This is a genomic window from Mesorhizobium sp. AR07 (genome assembly GCF_024746815.1).
Classification (GTDB): Bacteria; Pseudomonadota; Alphaproteobacteria; order Rhizobiales; family Rhizobiaceae; genus Mesorhizobium.
Genome location: NZ_CP080525.1, coordinates 5,062,836 through 5,083,376 on the forward strand (window position 1 = coordinate 5,062,836; position 20,541 = coordinate 5,083,376).

Consider the following 20,541-nt stretch of genomic DNA (forward strand, 5'->3'; position numbering starts at 1 on the left):
GACATCCGTTTTTAGGCTTTGGGCACCCCCCGGGCACCCCCGGAAAGGAAAGACCGCGATACAGTCGGAAACATCATAGCTGATTTGCGTTGAAAACAATAGGTATTCGGATACAGGGGGAAACGAACGGAAACAGAACGAAAGTCAGACCCTATGAATGGCATTCAAGAGGTCGTCGGTTCGATCCCGATTGGCTCCACCAAGTTCTCATTTAACATTTTCAGCTAGTTAGGTTGCTGCCCAGTCTAGGCGGGGCGGCTGAGAATGGCTCGGCACGCCGCCAGGCGCGGTTTCGGTCGCGCAACAATATTTTTTTGCTATCTGTCCCCTTGTCTCGGTTTCTGTTGTGAGCCGGTCGGAGGTGTCGCCAAGTTGGCGACTGCTCGAATGTTGGTTACTTCGATGAATGGTTTCGGGATGTTTTGCTTCGTAGGCATCCTTCCTTCGCGCGGTGAATTCAGTCCGCTCGGAGGGCGCTAGGTGAGGTGCGCGGAGATTTTCATCGCGCTCGGCACAGGCCAGTTGACATATAGGGATATGTAACTTATAAGTTACGAATGATCGAAGTTCGCCAAACAGCTGAATTTCGCAACTGGCTTAACGGCCTCGCCGACACGAACGCGGTGAAGAAGATTACCATCCGCATTGCGCGGGTACAGTCGGGCCTTATGGGCGATGCCAAGTTTTCGACGGCATTGGCGAACTGCGGATCGACTTCGGCCCCGGCTATCGCCTCTACTTCGTGAAGCGCGGGAACGCGGTCATCATCCTGCTTTGCGGCGGCGCCAAGTCCAGCCAGAAGCGCGATATCAAGAAAGCCCTCAACATGGCCAAGGAGGCCTGACACCATGCCCCTCGAAACCACACCCTTTGATGCCGCTGAATATCTCGACACCCCCGAAGCACAAGCCGAACTCCTGGCCGATGCTTTTGCGTCTGGCGATACCGGCTATATAGCAAACGCGCTTGGCATCGTTGCCAGAGCGCGCGGAATGACGAGCGTGGCGAAGGAGGCCGGCGTCACTCGTGAAGCATTGTACAGGGCACTCAGCCCTGAAGGTGATCCTCGTCTGTCAACACTGCTTGGAGTCGTGCGGGCTCTTGGCGTCACTCTGACGACAGAGCCGGCGAAAGTCGGGCAATAAACCCCCGCGCCCTGCGCGACTGACGCTCGCTCCCATCACCACTCGGCGAAAGAACCGTCCTTGTGGCGCCAGATCGGGTTGCGCCAGCGGTGGCCTTCCTTGGCGCGCTCCTTGACGTAGTCCTCGTCGATCTCGACACCGAGGCCCGGGCCATCGGGAATGGCGACATAGCCGTCCTCGTATCGGAAGACATCCTTGTTGGCGGCGTAGTCGAGCAGGTCGTTGGCGGCGTTGTAGTGGATGCCGAGGCTCTGCTCCTGGATGAAGCAGTTGTAGCTGACCGCGTCGAGCTGCAGGCAGGCGGCGAGCGCGATCGGTCCCAGCGGGCAGTGCGGCGCCACCGCCACGTCATAGGCTTCCGCCATGGCCGCGATCTTGCGGCATTCGGTGATGCCGCCGGCATGCGACAGGTCTGGCTGGATGATGTCGACGACGCCTTCCTCGAACACCGACTTGAAGTCCCAGCGGCTGTAGAGCCGCTCGCCGAGCGCAATCGGCGTCGAGCCAAGGGCGGCGATTTCCTTCAGCGCCTCGCGGTTTTCGCTCAGCACCGGCTCCTCGATGAACATCAGCCTGTAGGGCTCGAGCTCCTTGACCAGGATGCGCGCCATCGGCCGGTGCACGCGGCCGTGGAAGTCGACGGCAATGCCGATGTTGGGGCCGACGGCCTCGCGCACCATGGCGACCCGCTCGATCGCGGCATCTATCCTGTCATGGCTGTCGACGATCTGCAGTTCCTCGGTGCCGTTCATCTTGAGCGCCAGGAAGCCGCGCGCCACCACTTCCCTGGCGCCCGCCGCAACCTCGGCCGGCCGGTCGCCACCGATCCAGGAATAGACTTTGATCGTGTCGCGCAGCTTGCCGCCGAGCAGTTCATGCACGGGAACCCCGAGCGCCTTGCCCTTGATGTCCCACAGCGCCTGGTCGATGCCGGCAATCGCGCTCATCAGGATCGGCCCGCCACGGTAGAAGCCGCCGCGATGCATCACCGTCCAGTGATCCTCGATCAGCCGGGGGTCCTTGCCGATGAGATAATCGCCAAGCTCCTTGACCGCCGCCTCGACGGTCAGCGCCCGGCCTTCGACGACCGGCTCGCCCCAGCCGGTGACGCCGGCATCGGTCTCGATCTTCAGGAACAGCCAGCGTGGAGGGACGATGTAGGTGGTGAGCGAGATGATCTTCATGCGGTCTGTCTCAGTTGCTCTTGAGTTTCTTGGCGCTGACGAGGTCGCGCGCCGCGAGGTCGAGAATTCGGTTGGCCGCGACACGCGCGGCTTGCGCGTCGCGCATGCGCAACGCCTCGACCACCTCGCGGTGCGCCGCCACCGCTTCCATGCGCCGGTCGAGCGAAATCACCGCCGTCGCCTCGAGCGAGAATTTCAGCCCCGTGTCGATCAAATTGCCGATCTGGCGAAAGATCGGGTTGTGGCTCGCGGCATAGACGATCTGGTGGAAAGCGATGTCGCTGCGCGAGAAGGCGGCGAGGTCCTCGCCGGCGCCTGCCATGCCGCGCCAGGCCGCTTCGAGATCGGCGATCTCCTGCAGCGTCGCGCGTGTGGCGGCGAGTTCCGCGACCAGCGGTTCGATGGCCCGGCGTGTTTCCAGGATCGCGTCGAAGAGCTTGTCGTCCAGCGCATGCGGTGCGTGCCAGGCCAGCACCTGCGGGTCGATGATGTTCCAGTCGTCTTCGTTGCAGACGATGGTGCCGACGCGCGGCCGTGACAGCACCAGCCCCTTGGCCGCCAGCACCTTCAGGGCCTCGCGGATGACGGTGCGGCTGACGCCGTACTCGACGCCGAGTTCGTTTTCGGTCGGCAGGGAGGACCCGGCCGGGTAACGTCCGGAAAAAATGTCCGAGGCCATCGCCTTGGTCACGTCGGGCATGACGCGCGGACGGCGTGTGGTCGCGCCGCCCGGTGCCTTCTTCAAAATCTCGGTCACCTCAGCCCTCCTCCAAGGCCGCGAACCTGCCAGTTCGCACAACCGGCCCGGCATTAGCCGATGCAAATGCGTTGCGCCAGCGATCGTTGGTCAGAGCATGTACATTAATTATCATACCAGATCAATTGACGAGTATGATAAAAGCGATTAGAGACTCCGACACCCGGGCTGAGCGCCCGGCCTATCGCTGGGAGGTAATCATGCGACTTTTGAAGACCGCGCTCGTCGCGGGCGCGCTTGCCGTGCTGTCCGTCACGACCATCGCTTCTGCCTATGCTCAGGACACCAAGATCGGTTTCATCGTCAAACAGCCCGAGGAACCTTGGTTCCAGGACGAATGGAAATTCGCCGACCAGGCCGCCAAGGAAAAAGGCTTCACCCTCGTCAAGATCGGTGCCGAGGACGGTGAGAAGCTGATGTCGGCGATCGACAATCTCGGCGCCCAGGGTGTCCAGGGCTTCATCGTCTGCACCCCGGACGTGAAGCTCGGACCCGGCATCGTCGCCAAGGCCGCCGCCAACAATCTCAAGCTGATGACCGTCGACGACCGCCTGGTCGGCGCCGACGGCAAGGCGCTGGAAGAGGTGCCGCATATGGGCATCTCGGCCACCAAGATCGGCGAGGCCGTCGGCCAGGCGATCATCGATGAAATGAAGGCGCGTGGCTGGAAGGCCGACGAGGTCGGCGCCATCCGCGTCTCCTACGACCAGCTGCCGACGGCGGTCGATCGTGTCGAAGGCGCCATTTCGGTGCTGAAGGCGAACGGCTTCAAGGCCGAGAACATCTTCGACGCGCCGCAGGCCAAGACCGACACGGAAGCCGCGCTCAATGCCGCGACGGTCGTGCTGAACGCCCATGCCGGCATCAAGAAGTGGGTCTCCTTCGGCCTCAACGACGAAGCCGTTCTGGGTGCGGTGCGCGCCTCCGAAAGCGTCGGCATTCCGGCCGATGGCATGATCGGTGTCGGCATCGGCGGCGCGGATTCGGCGATCAACGAGTTCAAGAAGCCGACAGCCACCGGCTTCGTCGGCACCGTGATCATCTCGCCGAAGCGTCATGGCTATGAGACGGCGCTCAACATGTACGACTGGGTTGCCAACAACAAGGAACCGGAGAAGCTGATCCTCACCTCCGGCGCGTTGGCCAAGCGCGACGACTATCAGAAGGTCCGCCAGGGCCTCGGCATCGAATAATCCTCCCTGTAAAAACAGGCGGCGGCTCATCCCGCCGCCTGTTTGTCATGGCCCAAGAAGGATGGCACAAGAAGGATCGACGCTCGTGTCCTTTCTCGACTTCTCGCACATCACCAAGACCTATCCGGGCGTCAAGGCGCTGTCGGACGTCTCGTTCGGCGTCGACAAGGGTGCCGTGCATGGCCTGATGGGCGAAAACGGGGCTGGCAAATCCACCCTGATCAAGATCCTGTCCGGCGACCAGCATGCCGACGAGGGCGAGATAAGCATCGACGGCAAGGTCCAGGCCTATGCCTCGACCCGCGATGCCTTCGACAACGGCGTCATCGTCATCCACCAGGAACTGCAGCTTGTCCCTGAGTTGACCGTTGCCGAAAACCTCCGCCTCGGCCGCTTTCCCGCCAGCGCCGGTATCATCGCCGGCAGCAGAATGCTGGAAGACGTCGGCGCTAAGCTGAAATCGGCCGGCATCGACATCGACATGCGCCGCAAGGTCAAGACGCTGTCGATCGGCGAACGCCAGATGGTTGAGATCGCCAAGGCGATCATGCTCGACGCGCGTGTCATCGCGCTGGACGAGCCGACTTCGTCGCTGTCGTCGCGCGAAAGCGAAATCCTGTTTGCCCTGATCGATCGGCTGCGCGGCGAGGGCAAGGTCATCATCTACGTCTCTCATCGGCTCGACGAGGTGTTCAGGCTCTGCGACAGCCTGACCGTGCTGCGCGACGGCAAGCTCGCTGCGCACCATGCTTCGCTGAAAGGTGTCACCCGCGACCAGATCGTCGCCGAGATGGTCGGCCGCGAGATTTCGGACATTTGGGGTTTTCGTCCGCGCAAGGCAGGCGATATCAGGCTGAAGGTCGAGGCCCTGTCAGGGGCAAAGCTGAGGACGCCGGCCAGCTTCGAGGCCCGCGCCGGCGAGATCGTCGGCTTCTTCGGCCTGATCGGCGCCGGCCGCTCGGAACTGATGCGGCTGGTCTTCGGCGCCGATCCGCGAACGGGCGGCGCCATCACCGTCGACGGCAAGATCGTCCGCGCCACCGATCCGCATGGCGCGATCCGGGCCGGCATCGTGCTGTGCTCGGAAGACCGCAAGCATGACGGCATCATCCAGGGCCGCTCGATCGAGGAAAACATCAACATCTCGTCGCGGCGCCATCACACGCGTTTCGGCGTCTTGAACCGCGCCAGCGAGATTGCCACCGCCGAGACCTTCATCCAGAAGCTCAAGGTGCGCACGCCGTCGCGCAAGCAGGACATCATCAACCTCTCCGGCGGCAACCAGCAGAAGGTCATCCTGGGCCGCTGGCTGTCCGAGCAAGGTGTGCGGGTCCTCATCGTCGACGAGCCGACGCGCGGCATCGACGTCGGCGCCAAGTCGGAAATCTACGAACTGCTCTACCAGCTTGCCGAAGACGGCATGGCGATCGTCGTCGTCTCGTCCGAACTGCCGGAGGTGATGGGCATCTGCGACCGCATCCTGGTGATGTGCGGCGGGCGCATCAGCGCCGAACTGACCCGCGACCGGTTCGCCGAGAAGGCGATCCTCGCCGCCGCTCTTCCCGACACAAAAACCCCCGACGCGATCGCATCCTGAGGACCTCTGCCATGACCGACCGGTTGAAGAAGATCCTGCTCGGCGAACAGGGGCTCGTCGTCATCTTCGCCGTTGCCTTCGCGCTGGTGTCGGCTCTGGTGCCGAACTTCCTCACCGACCGCAACATGCTCGGCCTGCTGCAGTCGGTGGTCACTGTCGGCATCGTCGCCTGCACCATGATGTTCTGCCTGGCGGCGCGCGACTTCGACCTGTCGGTGGGTTCGATCGTCGCCTTTGCCGGCATGGTCGCTGTGATGGCGTCGAACGCCACCGGCTCTATCCTGCTCGGGCTGCTGGCGGCAATCGCCTGCGGCGCCTTCGTCGGTTTCATCAACGGCGTCGTCATCGCCAAATTCCGCATCAACGCGCTGATCACCACGCTGGCCACCATGCAGATCGTGCGCGGCCTCGCGCTGATCGCGTCCGACGGCCGCGCCGTCGGCATCAACAGCCCGGACTTCTATCAGCTCGCTCTGTCGAAGTTCTTGGGCGTACCGACACCGATCTGGGTGCTGGCCGTTCTCTTCGGCATTTTCGGCTTTGTCCTCAACCGCACCGTCTTCGGCAAGAACACGCTGGCCATCGGCGGCAATCCGGAGGCCTCGCGTTTGGCCGGCGTCAATGTCGACCGGACGCGCATCTGGATCTTCGCGCTGCAGGGCGTCGTCTGCGGCATTGCCGGCATCCTGCTGGCGTCGCGCATCACGTCCGGCCAGCCCAACGCGGCGGTCGGGCTGGAGCTGTCAGTCATCTCGGCTTGCGTGCTCGGCGGCGTCTCGCTTGCCGGCGGCCGCGCCACCATGTCGGGGGTCATCGTCGGCGTGCTGATCATGGGCATCGCCGAAAACGCCATGAACCTGCTCAACATTCCGGCCTTCTACCAATACATCGTGCGCGGCGTTATTTTGCTCCTGGCGGTGTTGCTCGACAATCTGCGCTCCTCGGCTTTGGGCCGACGTTGACCGTCTTCGACTTGAGGGACAAAAATGGCTGAGCGTCTGCCCGGCAAACGCATTGTCCTGACCGGCGCCGCGCAAGGCATCGGGCTCGCCATCGCCGAGGCCTGCCTCGCCGAAGGGGCGAAGCTGTTCCTGATCGACCAGGATGGCGGGTTACTCGACAAGACCGTCGCCGGCCTTGCCGCACCGCAAGGCCATGTCGGGCATGTGTCAGCCGACATCAGCGACGGCGCCGCGATCGCCGCTGCCGTCAGACGGGCAGGCGACGAGATCGGCCCGATCAATGCGCTGATCAACAATGCCGGGGTCAATGTGTTCTCGACGCCGCTCGAAGCGACCGAGGCGGAGTGGAACCGCAATTTCGACGTCAACGTCAAAGGCGCCTGGAATTGCAGCAAGGCCGTGTTGCCGGGAATGATCGCCAGCGGCGGCGGCGCGATCCTCAACATCGCCTCGACGCACAGCTTCACCATCATCCCACACACTTTCCCTTATCCCGTCGCCAAGCACGCGCTGCTCGGCCTGACCAAATCGCTGGCGCTCGAATATGCGGGCCAAGGCGTGCGCGTGAACGCGCTGGCGCCCGGCTATGTCGAAACGCAGAAGGCCATCGATTACTGGAACAGTTTTGCCGATCCGGTGGCGGCGCGCGCCAACACGATGGCGCTGCATCCCGGCGGCCGCATCGCATCAGTGCGTGAGATCGCGCTTGCCGCGGTGTTCATGATTTCCGACGAGTGTCCGTTCATGAACGCGGCCTGCCTCGTCGTCGATGGTGGGCTCAGCCAGCTGCAGCATCCCGCCTGAACACTGGGAAAGATCATGACCAAGAGACGATCGCAGCACTGGTTCGGCGGCCTGGGCAAGGATGCCTTCATTCACCGTAGCTGGATGAAGAACAACGGCCTGCCCGACGACGCTTTCGACGGTCGACCGGTGATCGGCATCTGCAACACGTTTTCCGAATTCACCCCGTGCCACGTGCACTTTCGCGGCCTAATCGAGCACATCAAGGCGGGCGTGCTCGAAGCCGGCGGTCTGCCGCTCGAATTCCCCGTCTTCTCCTGCGGCGAATCCAATCTGCGCCCGACGGCAATGCTGTTCCGCAACCTCGCTTCGATGGATGTCGAGGAGGCGATCCGCGGCAATCCAATGGACGGCGTCGTGCTGATGGCCGGCTGCGACAAGACCACGCCGTCGCTGGTCATGGGCGCGGCTTCCTGCGACCTGCCGTCGATCGTCATCTCCGGCGGCCCGATGCTCAACGGCCGCTTCCACGGCCGCGAGATCGGCTCCGGCACCGATGTGTGGAAGTTTTCCGAGGACGTCCGCGCCGGCGTGATGAGCGAACAGGATTTCGCCGATGCCGAGAGTGCCATGTCGCGCTCGCCCGGTCACTGCATGACCATGGGTACCGCCTCAACGATGGCCTCGATGGTCGAGGCACTCGGCCTGGCGCTGCCCGGCAACGCCGCCTATCCCGCGGTCGACGCCCGCCGCAGCCGCATCGCCCGCATGACGGGGCGGCGCATCGTCGAGATGGTCAACGAGGATTTGCGCCCATCGGCCATCCTCACGAAGGCGGCCTTCGCCAACGCCATCCGCCTCAATGGCGCCATCGGCGGCTCGACCAATGCGGTCGTGCACCTGCTGGCGATTGCCGGCCGCGTCGGCACCGAGCTTACGCTGGACGATTGGGACCATTATGGCCGCGACGTGCCGACCATTCTCGACCTGATGCCGTCCGGCCGCTTCCTGATGGAGGATTTCTGCTACGCCGGCGGCATTCCGGCTGTCATGAAGGAGATCGCCGACCTGCTCGATCTTGACGCGTTGACGGTCACCGGCAAGAGCGTGAGGGAGAACATCGCCGGCGCCAGGAATGATAATCCGGAGGTGATCCGCCCGCGCGACAAGGCACTGACGCCGCATGGCGGGATCGCGGTGCTGCGCGGCAATCTGGCGCCCGATGGCGCCATCGTCAAACCGTCGGCCGCTACACCTGCTTTGATGAAGCATCGTGGCCGCGCCATCGTCTTCGAGGACATCGACGACTACAAGGCGCGCATCGACGATCCCTTGCTCGACATCGACGAGAACTCGATCATGGTGCTGAAGAATTGCGGCCCGAAGGGCTATCCCGGGATGGCCGAGGTCGGCAACATGGCGCTGCCGCGCAAGCTCCTGACGAAGGGTATCCGCGACATGATCCGCATCTCTGACGCCCGCATGTCGGGCACCGCCTTTGGCACGGTCGTGCTGCACGCGGCACCCGAAGCCGCCGTTGGTGGCCCGCTGGCGTTGGTGCGTAGCGGCGACATCATCGAGCTCGATGTCGAAGCGCGCAAGCTGCATCTCGACGTGCCCGAGCAGGAGCTCGCGAAGCGGCGTGCCTCCTGGCTGCCGCCCGTACCGGCTATGCACGGCGGATACCAGGGCCTCTATGTCAACCATGTCCTGCAGGCGGATCGTGGCGCCGACCTCGACTTTCTGGTGGGAAGCCGTGGCCATGCCATCCCGCGCGAAAGCCACTGAGGGTGACCGGGATGCCAAATGTCCGGCCCGACGATATCCATGGCATTCACGCCATCCTCTACGCGCTCTTTGACGAGAGCGAACGGCTCGATCGCGCGGCGATGCGCCGGCAGGTCGAGATCTGCCTGGCCAGCGGCGTGCATGGCATGGCGGCGCTCGGCCTGGCGACGGAAGTCGCCAAGCTGACCGAAGCCGAGCGCCGGACGGTCATGGACTGGACGGCGCAGGACACCGCCGGCCAAGTGCCGCTCGCCTTCACCATCTTCGGCGCTTCGGTGGCCGAGCAGGTATCCCAGGTTCGCCATGCCGAAAGCGTCGGGGCGGATTGGGTGATCCTGCAGCCACCACCCGTCGGGTCCTATGGCGCATCGGAATATATCAAGTTCTTCGGCCGCGTCGCCGAGGCCACCGACCTGCCGGTGGCGATCCAGAATGCGCCGGCTTTTTTCGGGCGCGGCCTGACGTCGGACGAAATCCGCGAACTGGTGACGCTTCATCCCAACATCCGGCTGATCAAGGGTGAAGGCCCGGTCACCGACATTGCCGGATTGATCGAGCGCACCGAAGGCCGCATTCCCGTCTTCAACGGGCGCGGCGGTCTGGAACTGATCGACAATTTGCGCATCGGCTGCCGTGGCATGATCCTGGCGCCTGATGGCATCGACCTGGCTGTGCGGGCCTATGACGCCTTCCGCGCCGGAAATGAGGCCGCGGCCGAGTCCGCGTATGAAAAAATGCTGCCGGCGGCGGTCTTCGTCATGCAAGGCATCGAGAACCTGATCTGCTACGGCAAGCGGCTGTTTGGCGCCCGTGCAGGCATTCCGATACACGACCGGGCGCCGGCGATGCGGCCCAGCGAGGTCGGCCTTGCGATGGTCGAGCGTTTTGCTGCCCATCTGGGTCGATTGCCGGGCTAGCGCCAATGGCCGTGGCCTGAACGTGCCGGGCGGTGGGGGCGCCTGATTGGTATCGCCAGCCTGAAGAGAGAAATTCTAATCCCGGCCACGGATTTGGAATAAACTAACTCTACAGAATTTGTGGAATAAGCAAACTGCACTGGCGATCTGGTTTTCCCCGGACAGGACCACGCCATGCCCGCCCCTTTGCGCTTGCCTTCAATCCCATCGGGCATTTCCGGCCACCGCCGTCAGGCCACGGGAGGCAAGCCATGACCCGGGACATTCCAGACCGTATCAAGGTGCTCTGGTTCCTGCCGACACATGGCGACAGCCGCTATCTCGGTACATCCGAAGGCGGCAGGGCCGTCGACCTGCCCTATCTGACGCAAGTGGCAAAGGCCGCGGACACGCTGGGCTACTACGGCGTGCTGTTGCCGACCGGCCGGGCCTGCGAGGATTCCTGGGTGATCGCCTCGGCGCTGGCGCCGCTGACCGAGCGCTTGCGGTTCCTCGTCGCCGTGCGGCCCGGCCTGCAATCGCCGACGCTTGCCGCGCGCATGACGGCGACGCTGGACCGCATCTCCAATGGCCGCCTGCTGATCAATGTCGTCACCGGCGGCGATCCGCTCGAGAACAAGGGCGACGGCATCTTCCTGTCGCACGCCGAGCGCTACGAGGTGACGCAGGAATTCCTGCGGATCTACAAGCGCGTGCTGAGCGGCGAGACGGTCGAGCACCAGGGCAAGCATTTCCGCATCGAGGATGGCCGGCTGCTGTTTCCGCCGGTGCAGACGCCGCACCCGCCGCTCTATTTCGGCGGCTCGTCCGATGCCGGATCCATGGTGGCGGCACAGGAGGTCGACAAATACCTGACCTGGGGCGAGCCGCCCGCCGATGTCGAGCGCAAGCTGGACGGCGTGCGTGAACTGGCCGAGAAGGCCGGCCGCCAGCTGTCCTTCGGCATTCGCCTGCACGTCATCGCGCGCGAAACGACCGAACGGGCCTGGGCAGCGGCCGACAGTCTGATCAGCCGGCTCGACGATGCGACGATCGCCTCGGCACAAAAGGTCTTTGCCCGCATGGATTCGGTCGGCCAGGCGCGGATGAGCGCGCTGCATGGCGGCAACCGCGCCAAGCTCGAGATTGCGCCCAATTTGTGGGCCGGCGTCGGCCTGGTGCGCGGCGGCGCTGGGACGGCGCTTGTCGGCGACCCCGACACGATTGCCGAGCGCATCGACGAATACCGCCGCCTCGGCATCGACACCTTCATCCTGTCCGGCTATCCGCATCTGGAAGAAGCCTACCGCTTCGGCGAACTAGTGCTGCCGAAACTGCCGACCGATCATCCGGTGAAAGTCGCCGGTTCGACTGGCGACACCGGCCCGTTCGGCGAGACCATCGCCGGCGACCACCGGCCGAAGTCGCTCGCCAGCGCCTTGTGAACGCGCTCCCTCCGGCCCGCCTGTTGCGCGTCGCCATGGTCGGCGGCGGCTTCTCCGGCGCCGCGGTGGCCTGGCGGCTGGCGCGCACCATAGCAAATCTCGACCGTCCAAGAGGCCCCGCCATGTCAAATCCAACAGTCGTCGGCTTTTCCGGCAACATCACCCGGCCGTCAAAGACGCGCGCCTTCGTCGATCTGGTCGTGAGGGACATCGCCGTCCGCCACGGTCTGTCGGCGAGCGCCTATGACGTCGAGGACATCGGTCCGTCGCTCGGCACGGCGAGACGGGTCCGCGATCTCGACGGCCAGGCGCGCGCAATCCTGGAGCAAGTCCTGACCGCCGACGTGCTCGTCGTCGGGTCGCCGACCTACAAGGGCAGTTATACCGGCCTGTTCAAGCATTTCTTCGACCTCATCGATCCGGCCGCCTTGCGGGGAAAGCCCATCCTGTTGACCGCGACCGGCGGTGGCGAGCGCCACGCCCTGATCGTCGAGCATCAGCTGCGGCCGCTGTTCGGCTTCTTCGAGGCCTTTACGCTGCCCACTGCGGTCTACGCCGCCGACAAGGATTTTACCGACGGCGTGCTGCGCTCCGACGCGATCCTGAAGCGCGCGGCGCAGGCGGTGGACGAGGTCGGCCTCGTGCTGGCCAACCGCTCGGCAGGCAGGATCGCCGCCGAGTAGCCTGCCCTCGGCGGATTGCGCCGATAAATTCGCGTCGGCTCTGCCCTCGCTTACGCGCAGTTTACGACCGGCCGCTACATCTGTTCCTGTCTGATTCGTCTGGGACAGGAACACAATGAGCAAAGCCCTCATCTCTTTCGCACTGGTCGCCGTGCTGACCGCCTTGCTCATGGCGTTGAGCCTGGCCGTGGCCAGGCACGGCTATCCCTATGGCGCGATCGGCGCCAGACGGCTCGATGGCATTGCCGATGCCGGAACGTTCGTTCCGCTTGCATCAGTCTATTTCTTCAGCGCGCTGTTGATGATGATCCTGCCGATCAGAGCGGCCAGCATCGTTCTCACCCATGCCGCCGACGCGATCTTCTGGACGGTGATCGTGCTGTTTGCCGCCATCGTCGGCTGCCTCGCCGCAAGATGGGCCTTCGGCCAGGGCAGCGCTCTGTGGGCGCTGCTCAACTGGCGGTTCCTGTTTGCGGCAGGGATCGTCGGTTGCCATTTCGTCCTGAACGAGCTGCGCCGCAACGTGCTGCTACGCAGCCTGTTCTTCGTGGTTTTCGCCGCCGCGACGCTGGCTTGCCTCTTCTGGTCGTTCACGCTCTGACCAGGGCTAGATGTAGCCGGCTAATTATGCGATCCGGCGGCAATGTTGCCGACGGCCGTCTCCATCCATGTCCAGAGATAGGTCGCGAGACCGCGATCGACATGGATGCGCAGCTTGCTTTCATGGCGATAGACGACGGCGCTGATCCCGGCGAAGGAAAGTGCCGCACTGGCACTCGCTTGCGCTGAATCGAGCGTCGTTCCGCGCACGATGAAAGCATCCAGCGCGGCGCCCTCGACCTCGAACACCCGCAGCCCGGCGCTGATCGTCGTCACCGCGAAGCCGACCGTGTGCCAGCCCGTCGCGATGGCGAGCGGGGTACTCGACACGACAAGCAGCCGGTCGCGCGCCAGCCGCGCCGCATAACGGTCGCCCTGCGCAGTACCGAAGGCACCCACGCCTTTCCCGTCCATTCCGGATGTTCGCGCCCAGGCGTCGAGGTCGCCGCTGACCAGCAGCTGATTGAGGCCGGCGATTACGCGAACCACAAGGCCGGGTGCCGTGATGACCGCCGACTGCCAGTCCGGCACGACGGACCATTTTTCCGCGAGATCACGCATGCAGCCGGTCTCCTGCCGGGTCGAAGGCGCAAGGGGCGGCGATCATTGCCGTCCTGACCTTGCCGAGGTGCTGGATTTCGATCGTCTCACCGTGACGGGCCGCGCCGCGCTCGATCAGGCCAAGCGCCACGGCGCGGTCAAGCGTCGGGCTGTGGTAGCTCGAGGTGACAAAGCCCTGGCTGCGCAATCTGCCGTCGATCCGTCTGATGCCGTGCGCGCCGGTTGGCAACGGCGCTTCGCCTTGCGGCACCGCCAGTCCGACAAGCTGCATGCGGTCGCCGCGCGAGGCCTCTTCGGTAAACAGCGAGCGGCGGCCGACGAATTCGCTCTGGCGTCTGGCGCGCGGGCCGTCGACGCCGAGATCATGCGGCAGCGTCGTGCCGTCAGTGTCCTTGCCGATGACGATAAAGCCCTTCTCTGCCCGCAGGATCATCAGCGCCTCGAGGCCGATGACAACGGCGTCGAACGCCTGGCCGGCCTGGCGCAGATGCGCCCACAAGGGCTCGGCGCGATCCGACCGGACCGAGATCTCGTAGCTCCTGTCGCCGGTGAAGCTGACACGGGCGATCCGAACCTCGTCACCGGCATAAGAGCCATGGCTGACCGCCATATGCGGCAGGTCAGCATCGTCGAGCGAGAGGCCGAGATCCAGCGTTTCCAGCAACCTGCGCGCGTTTGGGCCAGAGACGGTCAGCGTCGCCATCTCTGATGTGGCGTTGTGGATGTAGACGGCGCCGCGCCCGAAGCGGTCCTGGCGCCATTCCTCCAGCCGCGCATGCACCGCAGTGACATGCGAGGACGAGCACGACACGACGAAGCGATGCTCGTCCAGCCGCACCAGCACGCCGTCGTCGAAAACCACGCCATTCTCCGACAGCATGAAGCCATAGCGGCAGCGGCCGGGCTTCAGCGTCGACATGGTGTTGTAGCAGAGGAAATCGACGAATTCGGCCGCCTTCGGTCCGATCACCTCGATCTTGCCGAGCGTCGAGCCGTCGAACAGCGCAACCGACTGGCGCGCGCGCCGCGCCTCGTCCGCGATAGAGCGTTCCGCGTCGGCGCCACCGCCATAGTGGGCAGGGCGCAGCCAGCCGCCATATTCCTGGAAGACGCCGCCACTGGCGCGATGCACGTTCTCGAGTGGCAGCCGGCGCACCGGCGCCATCAACTCACCGACGCGCGCGCCGGCAAAGCTCGCCAGCGGCACCGGCGTGAACGGCGGACGATAGGTGGTGGTGCCGACTTCAGGCACCGTGCGGCCGGTGATCCCGGCCATCAGCGCGAGACCCGGCAGGTTGGAGGTCTTGCCCTGGTCAGTTGCCATGCCGAGCGTCGTGTAGCGCTTCAGATGTTCGACCGAGACGAAGTTTTCGCGTGCCGCCAGCTCGACATCCTTCACCGTCACGTCGTTCTGGTAGTCGATCCAGATACGTCCCTTTGAGCCGGGCATCGGCCAGGCGGCAACGATGCCACCCGTCGCTTCCGGCCCGGTGCTGCGCGGCCTCGCTGCTTGCGTTTGGCCAAGCGATGCAATCGCCTTGCCGGCACCGGCAAACACCTCCGACAAGGAAACCATGCCGGCGGCGGCACCGGCAACGGCGATGCCATTGACCGGATCGCCCGGCAGGAAGGCGGCGCGCGCTTCGCTCCAGGCAAGCTTCCCCTTGGCCTGGCCGAAGAGATGGATGGTTGGCGTCCAGCCGCCCGAGACCAGCACGCAATCGGCATCGAGCCGGGTGTTGTCATCGAGCGTCACGCCATCGACGCGCAATTTGCCGCCGGCGGACGCAAGGGCGCGCCCCTTGATCAGCCGGACATTGGCAGGCGTGGCGGGCGTGCCGTCGCGCCGCGCATCGACAAGCGCGACATCGGCTCCAGCCTCGGCGAGTGCTCCCGCAACTTCGTAAGCGCTGTCATTGTTCGTGGCGAGAACGATGCGGCGGCCGACCAACACCGCGTGGCGTCTGAGATAGGCGAGCGCCGCATCCGCCGACATGATGCCGGGCAGGTCATTGTTGGCGAAAGGCAGCGGCCGCTCGATGGCGCCGCTCGCCAGCACGATCTGGCGTGGCCTGACCCGCCACAGCGTATCTGGCCGGCCGTCGAAATGGCGCTGGTTCAGCCCGACCAGATTGTGGTCGTAAATGCCGAAGGCGGTGGTCGAAGGCAGGATGGCGTGGCCGGCCGCGGCAAGGCCGGCAATCGTCTCTTCGATCCAGATGGCCGCCGGCTTGCCGTCGATCTCACTAGTCCGGTGGCCGAGCGATCCGCCAGCCTTCAACTGGTCGTCGACCAGCATGACGGAGCGGCCTGCGCCTGCCGCCAGCTTTGCAGCGGCCAGCCCGGCCGGTCCGGCGCCGACCACCAGCACGTCGCAATGATGGTTGATCTGGTCCGCCGTGCCTGATGAGGTCCAGTCCGTATCAACCTTGCCCAGCCCAGCCATGGCTCGGATGCGTGGTTCGAACATATGCCAGTCCGGCCACATGAAGGTCTTGTAGTAGAACGCCGCCGGAATGAAGCGCGCAAAACGGTCGAGGAAGGCGTTGCGGTCGGCCTGTGCGGTTGGCGTGGCGTTGACGCTTTTCGCCACCAGCCCGTCGCGCGCCGGCTCGGTCGTGGCGCGCGTGTTCGGTGCCGCCCGCAGGCCACCGACATCGACCAGCGCGTTCGGTTCCTCGACGCCGGCGCCCCATATGCCGCGCGGCCGGTGATATTTGAAGCTGCGGCCGACGACCGCGACATCGCCTGCCAGCAGCGCCGAGGCGATGGTGTCGCCGGCAAAGCCATGCACGGTAGCGCCGTCGAAGCTGAACCGGATCGGGCGCGAGCGGTCGATGGCGCTGCCGCCAGTGGCAAGACGCGAGGCGGTCACGCCGCGCGCTCCCCGCCGAGGGCGGCCGAGGACAGCACCTTGTGGGTGACGGTGTCACGTTCCATGACGAAGAACTCGCTGCAATTCATATGCACCCAGATTTCGCGCGCCGTGCCCTTCGGATTGGTGCGCAGATAGAGGTAACCGGCCCAGCGATCGATCGGCACATCGGCGCCGTCCGGCCGCGTGTTGCCGGCATCGCCGCCATAGTGGAATTCTGTCTCGTCGCGCGGGCCGCAGAACGGGCAAGGGAAAAGCTGCATGATTGCCTCTAGTCTTTGTCTTTATGCATGTCGTTATCCCAAAACCGATGCACACTTTTGGGCGACATGCATTAGTGCGCGATGCCGGAGCCGGCGGCTTCGTCGATCAGCCGCCCGCTGGTGAAGCGATCCAGGTCGAAGGGACGGCTGATGTCGTTGTGCTTGCCGGTCGCCAGCAATTGCGCCAGCAGCGTGCCGCCGGCGGGAATGGCCTTGAACCCACCGGTGCCCCAGCCGCAATTGAGGAACAGGCCTGGCAAAGGCGATTCGCCGATGATCGGCGAGGAGTCCGGCACGACGTCGACGATCCCCGCCCATTGCCGCATCAGCTTGAGCTGACCGAAGATCGGGAACATTTCCAGCAGACCGGCAATCACAGTTTCCAAGGTCGGCAGATTGCCGCGCTGCGCATAGGAGGGGATGCGGTCGAGCCCGCCGCCGATGACGATCTCGCCCTTGTCCGACTGGCTGACATAGACGCCGGTGCCGGGCGACAGCACCACCGTGTCGAGGATCGGCTTGACCGGCTCGGAAACGCAGGCCTGCAGCGCATAGGAGTTGATCGGCAGGCGAAAACCGGCCTTGACCGCCAGCACCGAGGAATGCCCGGCCACCGCCATGCCGATGCGCTCGGCACGGATCGCGCCACGCGTCGTCTGGACGCCGCGGCAGCGGCCGCCCTCGATGATGAAATCGGTGATCTCGCAGTTCTGGATGATGTCGACGCCAAGCCGGTTTGCCGCCCGCGCATAACCCCAGGCGACCGCGTCATGGCGCGCTGTGCCGGCCCGGCCTTGCCAGATGCCGCCAAACACCGGGAAGCGAGCCTTTGGCGAGAAATTGTAGATCGGCGCCACCCGGCGCACATCCTCGGGCGAAAACAACTCCGCATCGATGCCGTTGATCTGCATGGCGTTGACGGTGCGCGCGCCGACTTCCATCTCGGCCGTGCTGTGGCAGAGATTGACCATGCCGCGCTGTGACAGCATGACGTTGTAGTTCAGGTCTTTGGACAGCCCTTCGTAGAGCCGGTGCGCCAGCCCGTAGAGCTCGACGCTTTCCGGATAATAGTAGTTGGAGCGCACCACGGTGGTGTTGCGGCCGGTGTTGCCGCCGCCGATCCAGCCTTTTTCCAGCACCGCCACCCGGCCGATGTTGTGGTTCTTGGCCAGATAATAGGCCGTCGCCAGCCCATGGCCGCCGCCGCCGATGACGATCGCGTCATAGGATGGCTTCGGCTCAGGCGAGCGCCAGGCCGGCTGCCAGCCGGTCTGGCCGGCCAGGCCCTCCTTGATGAGCGATAGGGCAGAATAGCTTCGGGTCATGGCGTGCCGGACAAGCCTGATTTTTGGAATTGGACGTGGGTCATTGCATAGTCTTTTGCAAGGATGCCATCGGTTCGATCGGTCACGCCCGCATCGTCTTGCCTTGCGGATCGTATGGCGACGAAGCGATGACGCGCGCACCTCTTTCGACGCCGACGATGTGGGTTGTCAACTGTGTATCGATGTCAACCGCATCGCGCTCGACCAGCGCCATAGCGAGGCTCTTGCCGACCGTATGGCCGTAGCCGCCGGAGGTGACGAAGCCGGCCAGCCTGCCCTTGCTCCAGACCGGTTCGTAACCGCTGGCGTCGGCATCCGCCGCGTCGATTTCGAGCGTCACCAGCGTGCGCCGGGACATGGCCTTCTGCTGCTTGAGAGCCGCCTCGCGGCCGATGAAATCGCCCTTGTCGAAGGCGATCCAGCGATCCATGCCGGTCTCGGCCGGCGTATAATCCTGCGTGAACTCGCGCGACCAGATGCCGAAGCTCTTTTCAAGCCGCAGCGAATTGACCGCGCCGAAGCCGTATTCAGTCACGCCGAGGCCGTCGCCCGCGGCCAGCAGCGCGCGGCGCAACGCCGCGTGCTCATTGGCTTGGCAATGAATCTCGTAACCGAGTTCGCCGATGACCGAGAGCCGCCCGACCTTGGCCCGCACCAAGCCGACATCCAGCGTCTTGCAGGCGAGGAAGCCGAAGGCCTCGTGCGAGACATCCTGATGCGTCAGCCGTTCGAGTAGCCGGCGCGCATTGGGGCCGGCCAGCGAGAAGCCGACGACCGTGTCCGAGATGTCGCGGACGGTGACGCCGTCGCCGGGATGCTGTTCGAACCAGCGCATGTGCCACTGGCGCAGATAATAGGACCCCATGATCCACCAGGTGCCGTCGCCCCAGTTGAAGACGGTGAGGTCGCCCTTGAGCTTGCCGTTTTCGCCAAGCATCGGCGCGAGTTTTGCGCGTCCCGGCTTGGGCAGCGCACAGGCAAGCATCCGGTCGAGCCAGGCCTCGGCCCGCGGCCCGGTGATCTCGTAGCGCGAGAAGGCAGTGATATCGAGCAGGCCGACGCCTTCGCGCACCTTGCGGCATTCCTGCGCGACGATGTCGAAGGCGTTGGAGCGCTTCAGTGTCGGCGTTTCGACGAACCCTTGCGGCGCGAAATAGAGCGGCACTTCCATGCCCCAGGAATTGCCCCAGCGCGCGCCGGCCGCATCCATGGCGTCATGCGCGCCGGCCGTCTTCAAAGGCCGTCCCGCCGGCAGCTGCTCATTGGGATAGCTCATGACGAAGCGGCGCGAATAGAACTGTCCGGTGGTCTGCCTGATGTATTCGCGGTTGGAGGCGAAGTCGCCATAGCGGGCGATGTCCATACCGTAGACATCGGCTTCCGGCTCGCCATGGATCATCCATTCGGCGAGCGACTTGCCGACGCCGCCGCCTTGCAGGAAGCCGGCCATGACGCCGCAGGCCACCCAGTAATTGGGCACGCCACGCACCGGGCCGACCAGCGGATTGCCGTCCGGCGAGAAGGTGAAAGCACCGTTCACCCAGCGCTTGATGCCGGCATTCTCCAGGCAGGGGTAACGGCTGAAGCCGAGCGCCAGCTCGCCGGCGATACGGTCGGTGTCTTCCTGGATCAGTTCGATGCCGTAATCCCACGGCGCGCCGTCCATGTTCCAGTGCTTGTGGTTGATCTCATAGATGCCGAGCAGCAGGCCTTTCTGCTCCTGACGCATATAGGTGAAACCTTCGAGATCGACGATCAGCGGCAACTCCCGGTCCAGCGCCTGGATTTCGGGCAGCGCCTCGGTGACGAGATAGTGGTGCTCCATCGGCGATACCGGCAGGTCGATGCCGGCCATCCTGCCGACCTGCTTGGCCCACAGGCCGCCGGCATTGACGACGTGCTCGGCAATGACGGTGCCCTTCTCGGTGACGACGTCCCAGCTGCCGTCGGCGCGGCGGTTAAGGCCCAGCACGCGGTTGTGCTCGATGATATCGGCGCCGCGCCGCTTTGCCGCCTTGGCATAGGCGTGGACGACGCCCGAGGGATCGATATGGCCCTCGCGCGCGGCATAGAGGCCGCCCAGCATGCCGTCGGTGTTGAGGATCGGGCAGCGCTGCCGGATCTCGTCGACGCCGACCAGATGAACATCGTCAATGCCCATGGTCTGGAAGATGCGGTAGGAGGCCTTGAGCCATTCCCAGCGCTCCGGCGCCGAGGCGACCGAGATGCCGCCGGTCATATGCATGCCGATGCTCTGGCCCGATTCCGCCTCGACCTCCGAAAGCAGGTCGATCGTATAGGCCTGCAGCGCGGCGATGTTGGGATCGGCGTTCAGCGCATGGAAGCCGCCGGCCGCGTGCCAGCTCGATCCTGATGTCAGCACCTCGCGTTCGATCAGCGCGACGTCGCTCCAGCCGAACTTGGCCAGGTGATAGAGCACCGAGGCTCCAACCACGCCGCCGCCGATGACGATCGCCCGGTATTGGGATTTCATCTTCTTGCACTCCACCCAGTCACTGCGGC

19 protein-coding genes are annotated in these 20,541 nt (G+C 64.6%); 12 read left to right on the forward strand and 7 right to left on the reverse strand.

Annotated features, from left to right (window positions below; translation table 11 throughout):
• Nucleotides 1-557: 557 nt before the first annotated feature.
• The 3 genes from BPNPMPFG_RS25505 to BPNPMPFG_RS25510 are packed head-to-tail and all read left to right on the forward strand — an operon-like array spanning nt 558 to nt 1,145.
• Nucleotides 558-746 carry a hypothetical protein gene (locus BPNPMPFG_RS25505; protein WP_319945954.1) on the forward strand — a complete coding sequence of 63 codons (189 nt, stop codon included), beginning with the start codon at nt 558-560 and terminating at the stop codon, nt 744-746.
• Nucleotides 710-844, forward strand: coding sequence for a type II toxin-antitoxin system RelE/ParE family toxin (locus BPNPMPFG_RS42935; protein ID WP_319946004.1), 135 nt, complete (start codon nt 710-712; stop codon nt 842-844). The genes BPNPMPFG_RS25505 and BPNPMPFG_RS42935 overlap by 37 nt, the downstream gene beginning before the upstream one ends.
• A gap of 4 nt (nt 845-848) precedes the next feature.
• Nucleotides 849-1,145 carry an addiction module antidote protein gene (locus tag BPNPMPFG_RS25510; RefSeq protein WP_258591379.1) on the forward strand — a complete coding sequence of 99 codons (297 nt, stop codon included), beginning with the start codon at nt 849-851 and terminating at the stop codon, nt 1,143-1,145.
• Between the two features lie 35 nt (nt 1,146-1,180).
• Here BPNPMPFG_RS25510 and dgoD read toward each other — a convergent pair whose 3' ends face one another.
• Entirely contained in the window at nt 1,181-2,329 is a 1,149-nt protein-coding gene (gene dgoD, locus BPNPMPFG_RS25515) for a galactonate dehydratase (protein ID WP_258591380.1), read from the reverse strand.
• Between the two features lie 10 nt (nt 2,330-2,339).
• Nucleotides 2,340-3,086, reverse strand: coding sequence for a FadR/GntR family transcriptional regulator (locus tag BPNPMPFG_RS25520; protein WP_413776806.1), 747 nt, complete (start codon nt 3,084-3,086; stop codon nt 2,340-2,342).
• 200 nt (nt 3,087-3,286) lie between these two features.
• Here BPNPMPFG_RS25520 and BPNPMPFG_RS25525 point away from each other — a divergent pair, with 200 nt between their 5' ends.
• The 9 genes from BPNPMPFG_RS25525 (at nt 3,287) to BPNPMPFG_RS25565 (ending at nt 12,995) form a co-directional block, all read left to right on the forward strand.
• The gene (locus BPNPMPFG_RS25525) at nt 3,287-4,279 is read left to right on the forward strand and encodes an arabinose ABC transporter substrate-binding protein (protein WP_258591381.1); all 993 of its coding nucleotides are present in this window, start codon (nt 3,287-3,289) and stop codon (nt 4,277-4,279) included.
• Between the two features lie 85 nt (nt 4,280-4,364).
• On the forward strand, nt 4,365-5,876 hold the full coding sequence (gene araG, locus BPNPMPFG_RS25530; protein ID WP_319945955.1) for an L-arabinose ABC transporter ATP-binding protein AraG: 1,512 nt from the start codon (nt 4,365-4,367) through the stop codon (nt 5,874-5,876).
• Nucleotides 5,877-5,887: 11 nt separating this feature from the next.
• Nucleotides 5,888-6,838 carry an L-arabinose ABC transporter permease AraH gene (gene araH, locus BPNPMPFG_RS25535; RefSeq protein WP_258591383.1) on the forward strand — a complete coding sequence of 317 codons (951 nt, stop codon included), beginning with the start codon at nt 5,888-5,890 and terminating at the stop codon, nt 6,836-6,838.
• Nucleotides 6,839-6,862: 24 nt separating this feature from the next.
• Entirely contained in the window at nt 6,863-7,642 is a 780-nt protein-coding gene (locus BPNPMPFG_RS25540) for an SDR family oxidoreductase (RefSeq protein ID WP_258591384.1), read from the forward strand.
• A 15-nt stretch (nt 7,643-7,657) separates the two neighbouring features.
• Nucleotides 7,658-9,370, forward strand: a complete 1,713-nt coding sequence (locus BPNPMPFG_RS25545; protein WP_258591385.1) for an IlvD/Edd family dehydratase — start codon at nt 7,658-7,660, stop codon at nt 9,368-9,370.
• 11 nt (nt 9,371-9,381) lie between these two features.
• A complete protein-coding gene (locus BPNPMPFG_RS25550; protein WP_258591386.1) occupies nt 9,382-10,287 on the forward strand; it encodes a dihydrodipicolinate synthase family protein in 906 nt (301 codons plus the stop codon).
• Between the two features lie 251 nt (nt 10,288-10,538).
• Nucleotides 10,539-11,711: an FMNH2-dependent alkanesulfonate monooxygenase gene (gene ssuD, locus BPNPMPFG_RS25555; RefSeq protein ID WP_258591387.1), complete on the forward strand. Its 1,173-nt coding sequence runs from the start codon at nt 10,539-10,541 to the stop codon at nt 11,709-11,711.
• A 122-nt stretch (nt 11,712-11,833) separates the two neighbouring features.
• Nucleotides 11,834-12,394: an FMN reductase gene (gene msuE / locus BPNPMPFG_RS25560; protein ID WP_258596925.1), complete on the forward strand. Its 561-nt coding sequence runs from the start codon at nt 11,834-11,836 to the stop codon at nt 12,392-12,394.
• Nucleotides 12,395-12,509: 115 nt separating this feature from the next.
• Complete coding sequence (locus BPNPMPFG_RS25565) at nt 12,510-12,995, forward strand: hypothetical protein (protein ID WP_258591388.1); 486 nt, start codon at nt 12,510-12,512, stop codon at nt 12,993-12,995.
• Nucleotides 12,996-13,015: 20 nt separating this feature from the next.
• On the opposite strand, the gene BPNPMPFG_RS25570 is transcribed toward BPNPMPFG_RS25565, so the two are convergent.
• The 5 genes from BPNPMPFG_RS25570 to BPNPMPFG_RS25590 form a co-directional block, all read right to left on the reverse strand.
• Entirely contained in the window at nt 13,016-13,555 is a 540-nt protein-coding gene (locus tag BPNPMPFG_RS25570) for a sarcosine oxidase subunit gamma family protein (protein WP_258591389.1), read from the reverse strand.
• Nucleotides 13,548-16,430 carry a sarcosine oxidase subunit alpha family protein gene (locus tag BPNPMPFG_RS25575; protein ID WP_258591390.1) on the reverse strand — a complete coding sequence of 961 codons (2,883 nt, stop codon included), beginning with the start codon at nt 16,428-16,430 and terminating at the stop codon, nt 13,548-13,550. Before BPNPMPFG_RS25575 ends, BPNPMPFG_RS25570 begins: the two co-directional genes overlap by 8 nt.
• Entirely contained in the window at nt 16,427-16,693 is a 267-nt protein-coding gene (locus BPNPMPFG_RS25580) for a sarcosine oxidase subunit delta (RefSeq protein ID WP_258591391.1), read from the reverse strand. The genes BPNPMPFG_RS25575 and BPNPMPFG_RS25580 overlap by 4 nt, the downstream gene beginning before the upstream one ends.
• A 71-nt stretch (nt 16,694-16,764) precedes the next feature.
• Entirely contained in the window at nt 16,765-18,018 is a 1,254-nt protein-coding gene (locus BPNPMPFG_RS25585; RefSeq protein WP_258591392.1) for a sarcosine oxidase subunit beta, read from the reverse strand.
• Nucleotides 18,019-18,100: 82 nt separating this feature from the next.
• Nucleotides 18,101-20,512 (reverse strand): GcvT family protein, encoded by a 2,412-nt coding sequence (locus tag BPNPMPFG_RS25590; protein WP_258591393.1) that lies wholly within the window; start codon nt 20,510-20,512, stop codon nt 18,101-18,103.
• Nucleotides 20,513-20,541: the final 29 nt, after the last annotated feature.

Coding starts and splice junctions, on each gene's coding strand:
- BPNPMPFG_RS25570 (WP_258591389.1), bottom strand. CDS start 13,555: ATGCGTGATCTCGCGGAAAAATGGTCCGTCGTGCCGGACTGGCAGTCG.
- BPNPMPFG_RS25565 (WP_258591388.1), top strand. CDS start 12,510: ATGAGCAAAGCCCTCATCTCTTTCGCACTGGTCGCCGTGCTGACCGCC.
- BPNPMPFG_RS25510 (WP_258591379.1), top strand. CDS start 849: ATGCCCCTCGAAACCACACCCTTTGATGCCGCTGAATATCTCGACACC.
- ssuD (WP_258591387.1), top strand. CDS start 10,539: ATGACCCGGGACATTCCAGACCGTATCAAGGTGCTCTGGTTCCTGCCG.
- msuE (WP_258596925.1), top strand. CDS start 11,834: ATGTCAAATCCAACAGTCGTCGGCTTTTCCGGCAACATCACCCGGCCG.
- BPNPMPFG_RS25580 (WP_258591391.1), bottom strand. CDS start 16,693: ATGCAGCTTTTCCCTTGCCCGTTCTGCGGCCCGCGCGACGAGACAGAA.
- BPNPMPFG_RS25505 (WP_319945954.1), top strand. CDS start 558: ATGATCGAAGTTCGCCAAACAGCTGAATTTCGCAACTGGCTTAACGGC.
- BPNPMPFG_RS25545 (WP_258591385.1), top strand. CDS start 7,658: ATGACCAAGAGACGATCGCAGCACTGGTTCGGCGGCCTGGGCAAGGAT.
- dgoD (WP_258591380.1), bottom strand. CDS start 2,329: ATGAAGATCATCTCGCTCACCACCTACATCGTCCCTCCACGCTGGCTG.
- BPNPMPFG_RS25590 (WP_258591393.1), bottom strand. CDS start 20,512: ATGAAATCCCAATACCGGGCGATCGTCATCGGCGGCGGCGTGGTTGGA.
- araH (WP_258591383.1), top strand. CDS start 5,888: ATGACCGACCGGTTGAAGAAGATCCTGCTCGGCGAACAGGGGCTCGTC.
- BPNPMPFG_RS25585 (WP_258591392.1), bottom strand. CDS start 18,018: ATGACCCGAAGCTATTCTGCCCTATCGCTCATCAAGGAGGGCCTGGCC.
- BPNPMPFG_RS25540 (WP_258591384.1), top strand. CDS start 6,863: ATGGCTGAGCGTCTGCCCGGCAAACGCATTGTCCTGACCGGCGCCGCG.
- BPNPMPFG_RS25525 (WP_258591381.1), top strand. CDS start 3,287: ATGCGACTTTTGAAGACCGCGCTCGTCGCGGGCGCGCTTGCCGTGCTG.
- BPNPMPFG_RS25550 (WP_258591386.1), top strand. CDS start 9,382: ATGCCAAATGTCCGGCCCGACGATATCCATGGCATTCACGCCATCCTC.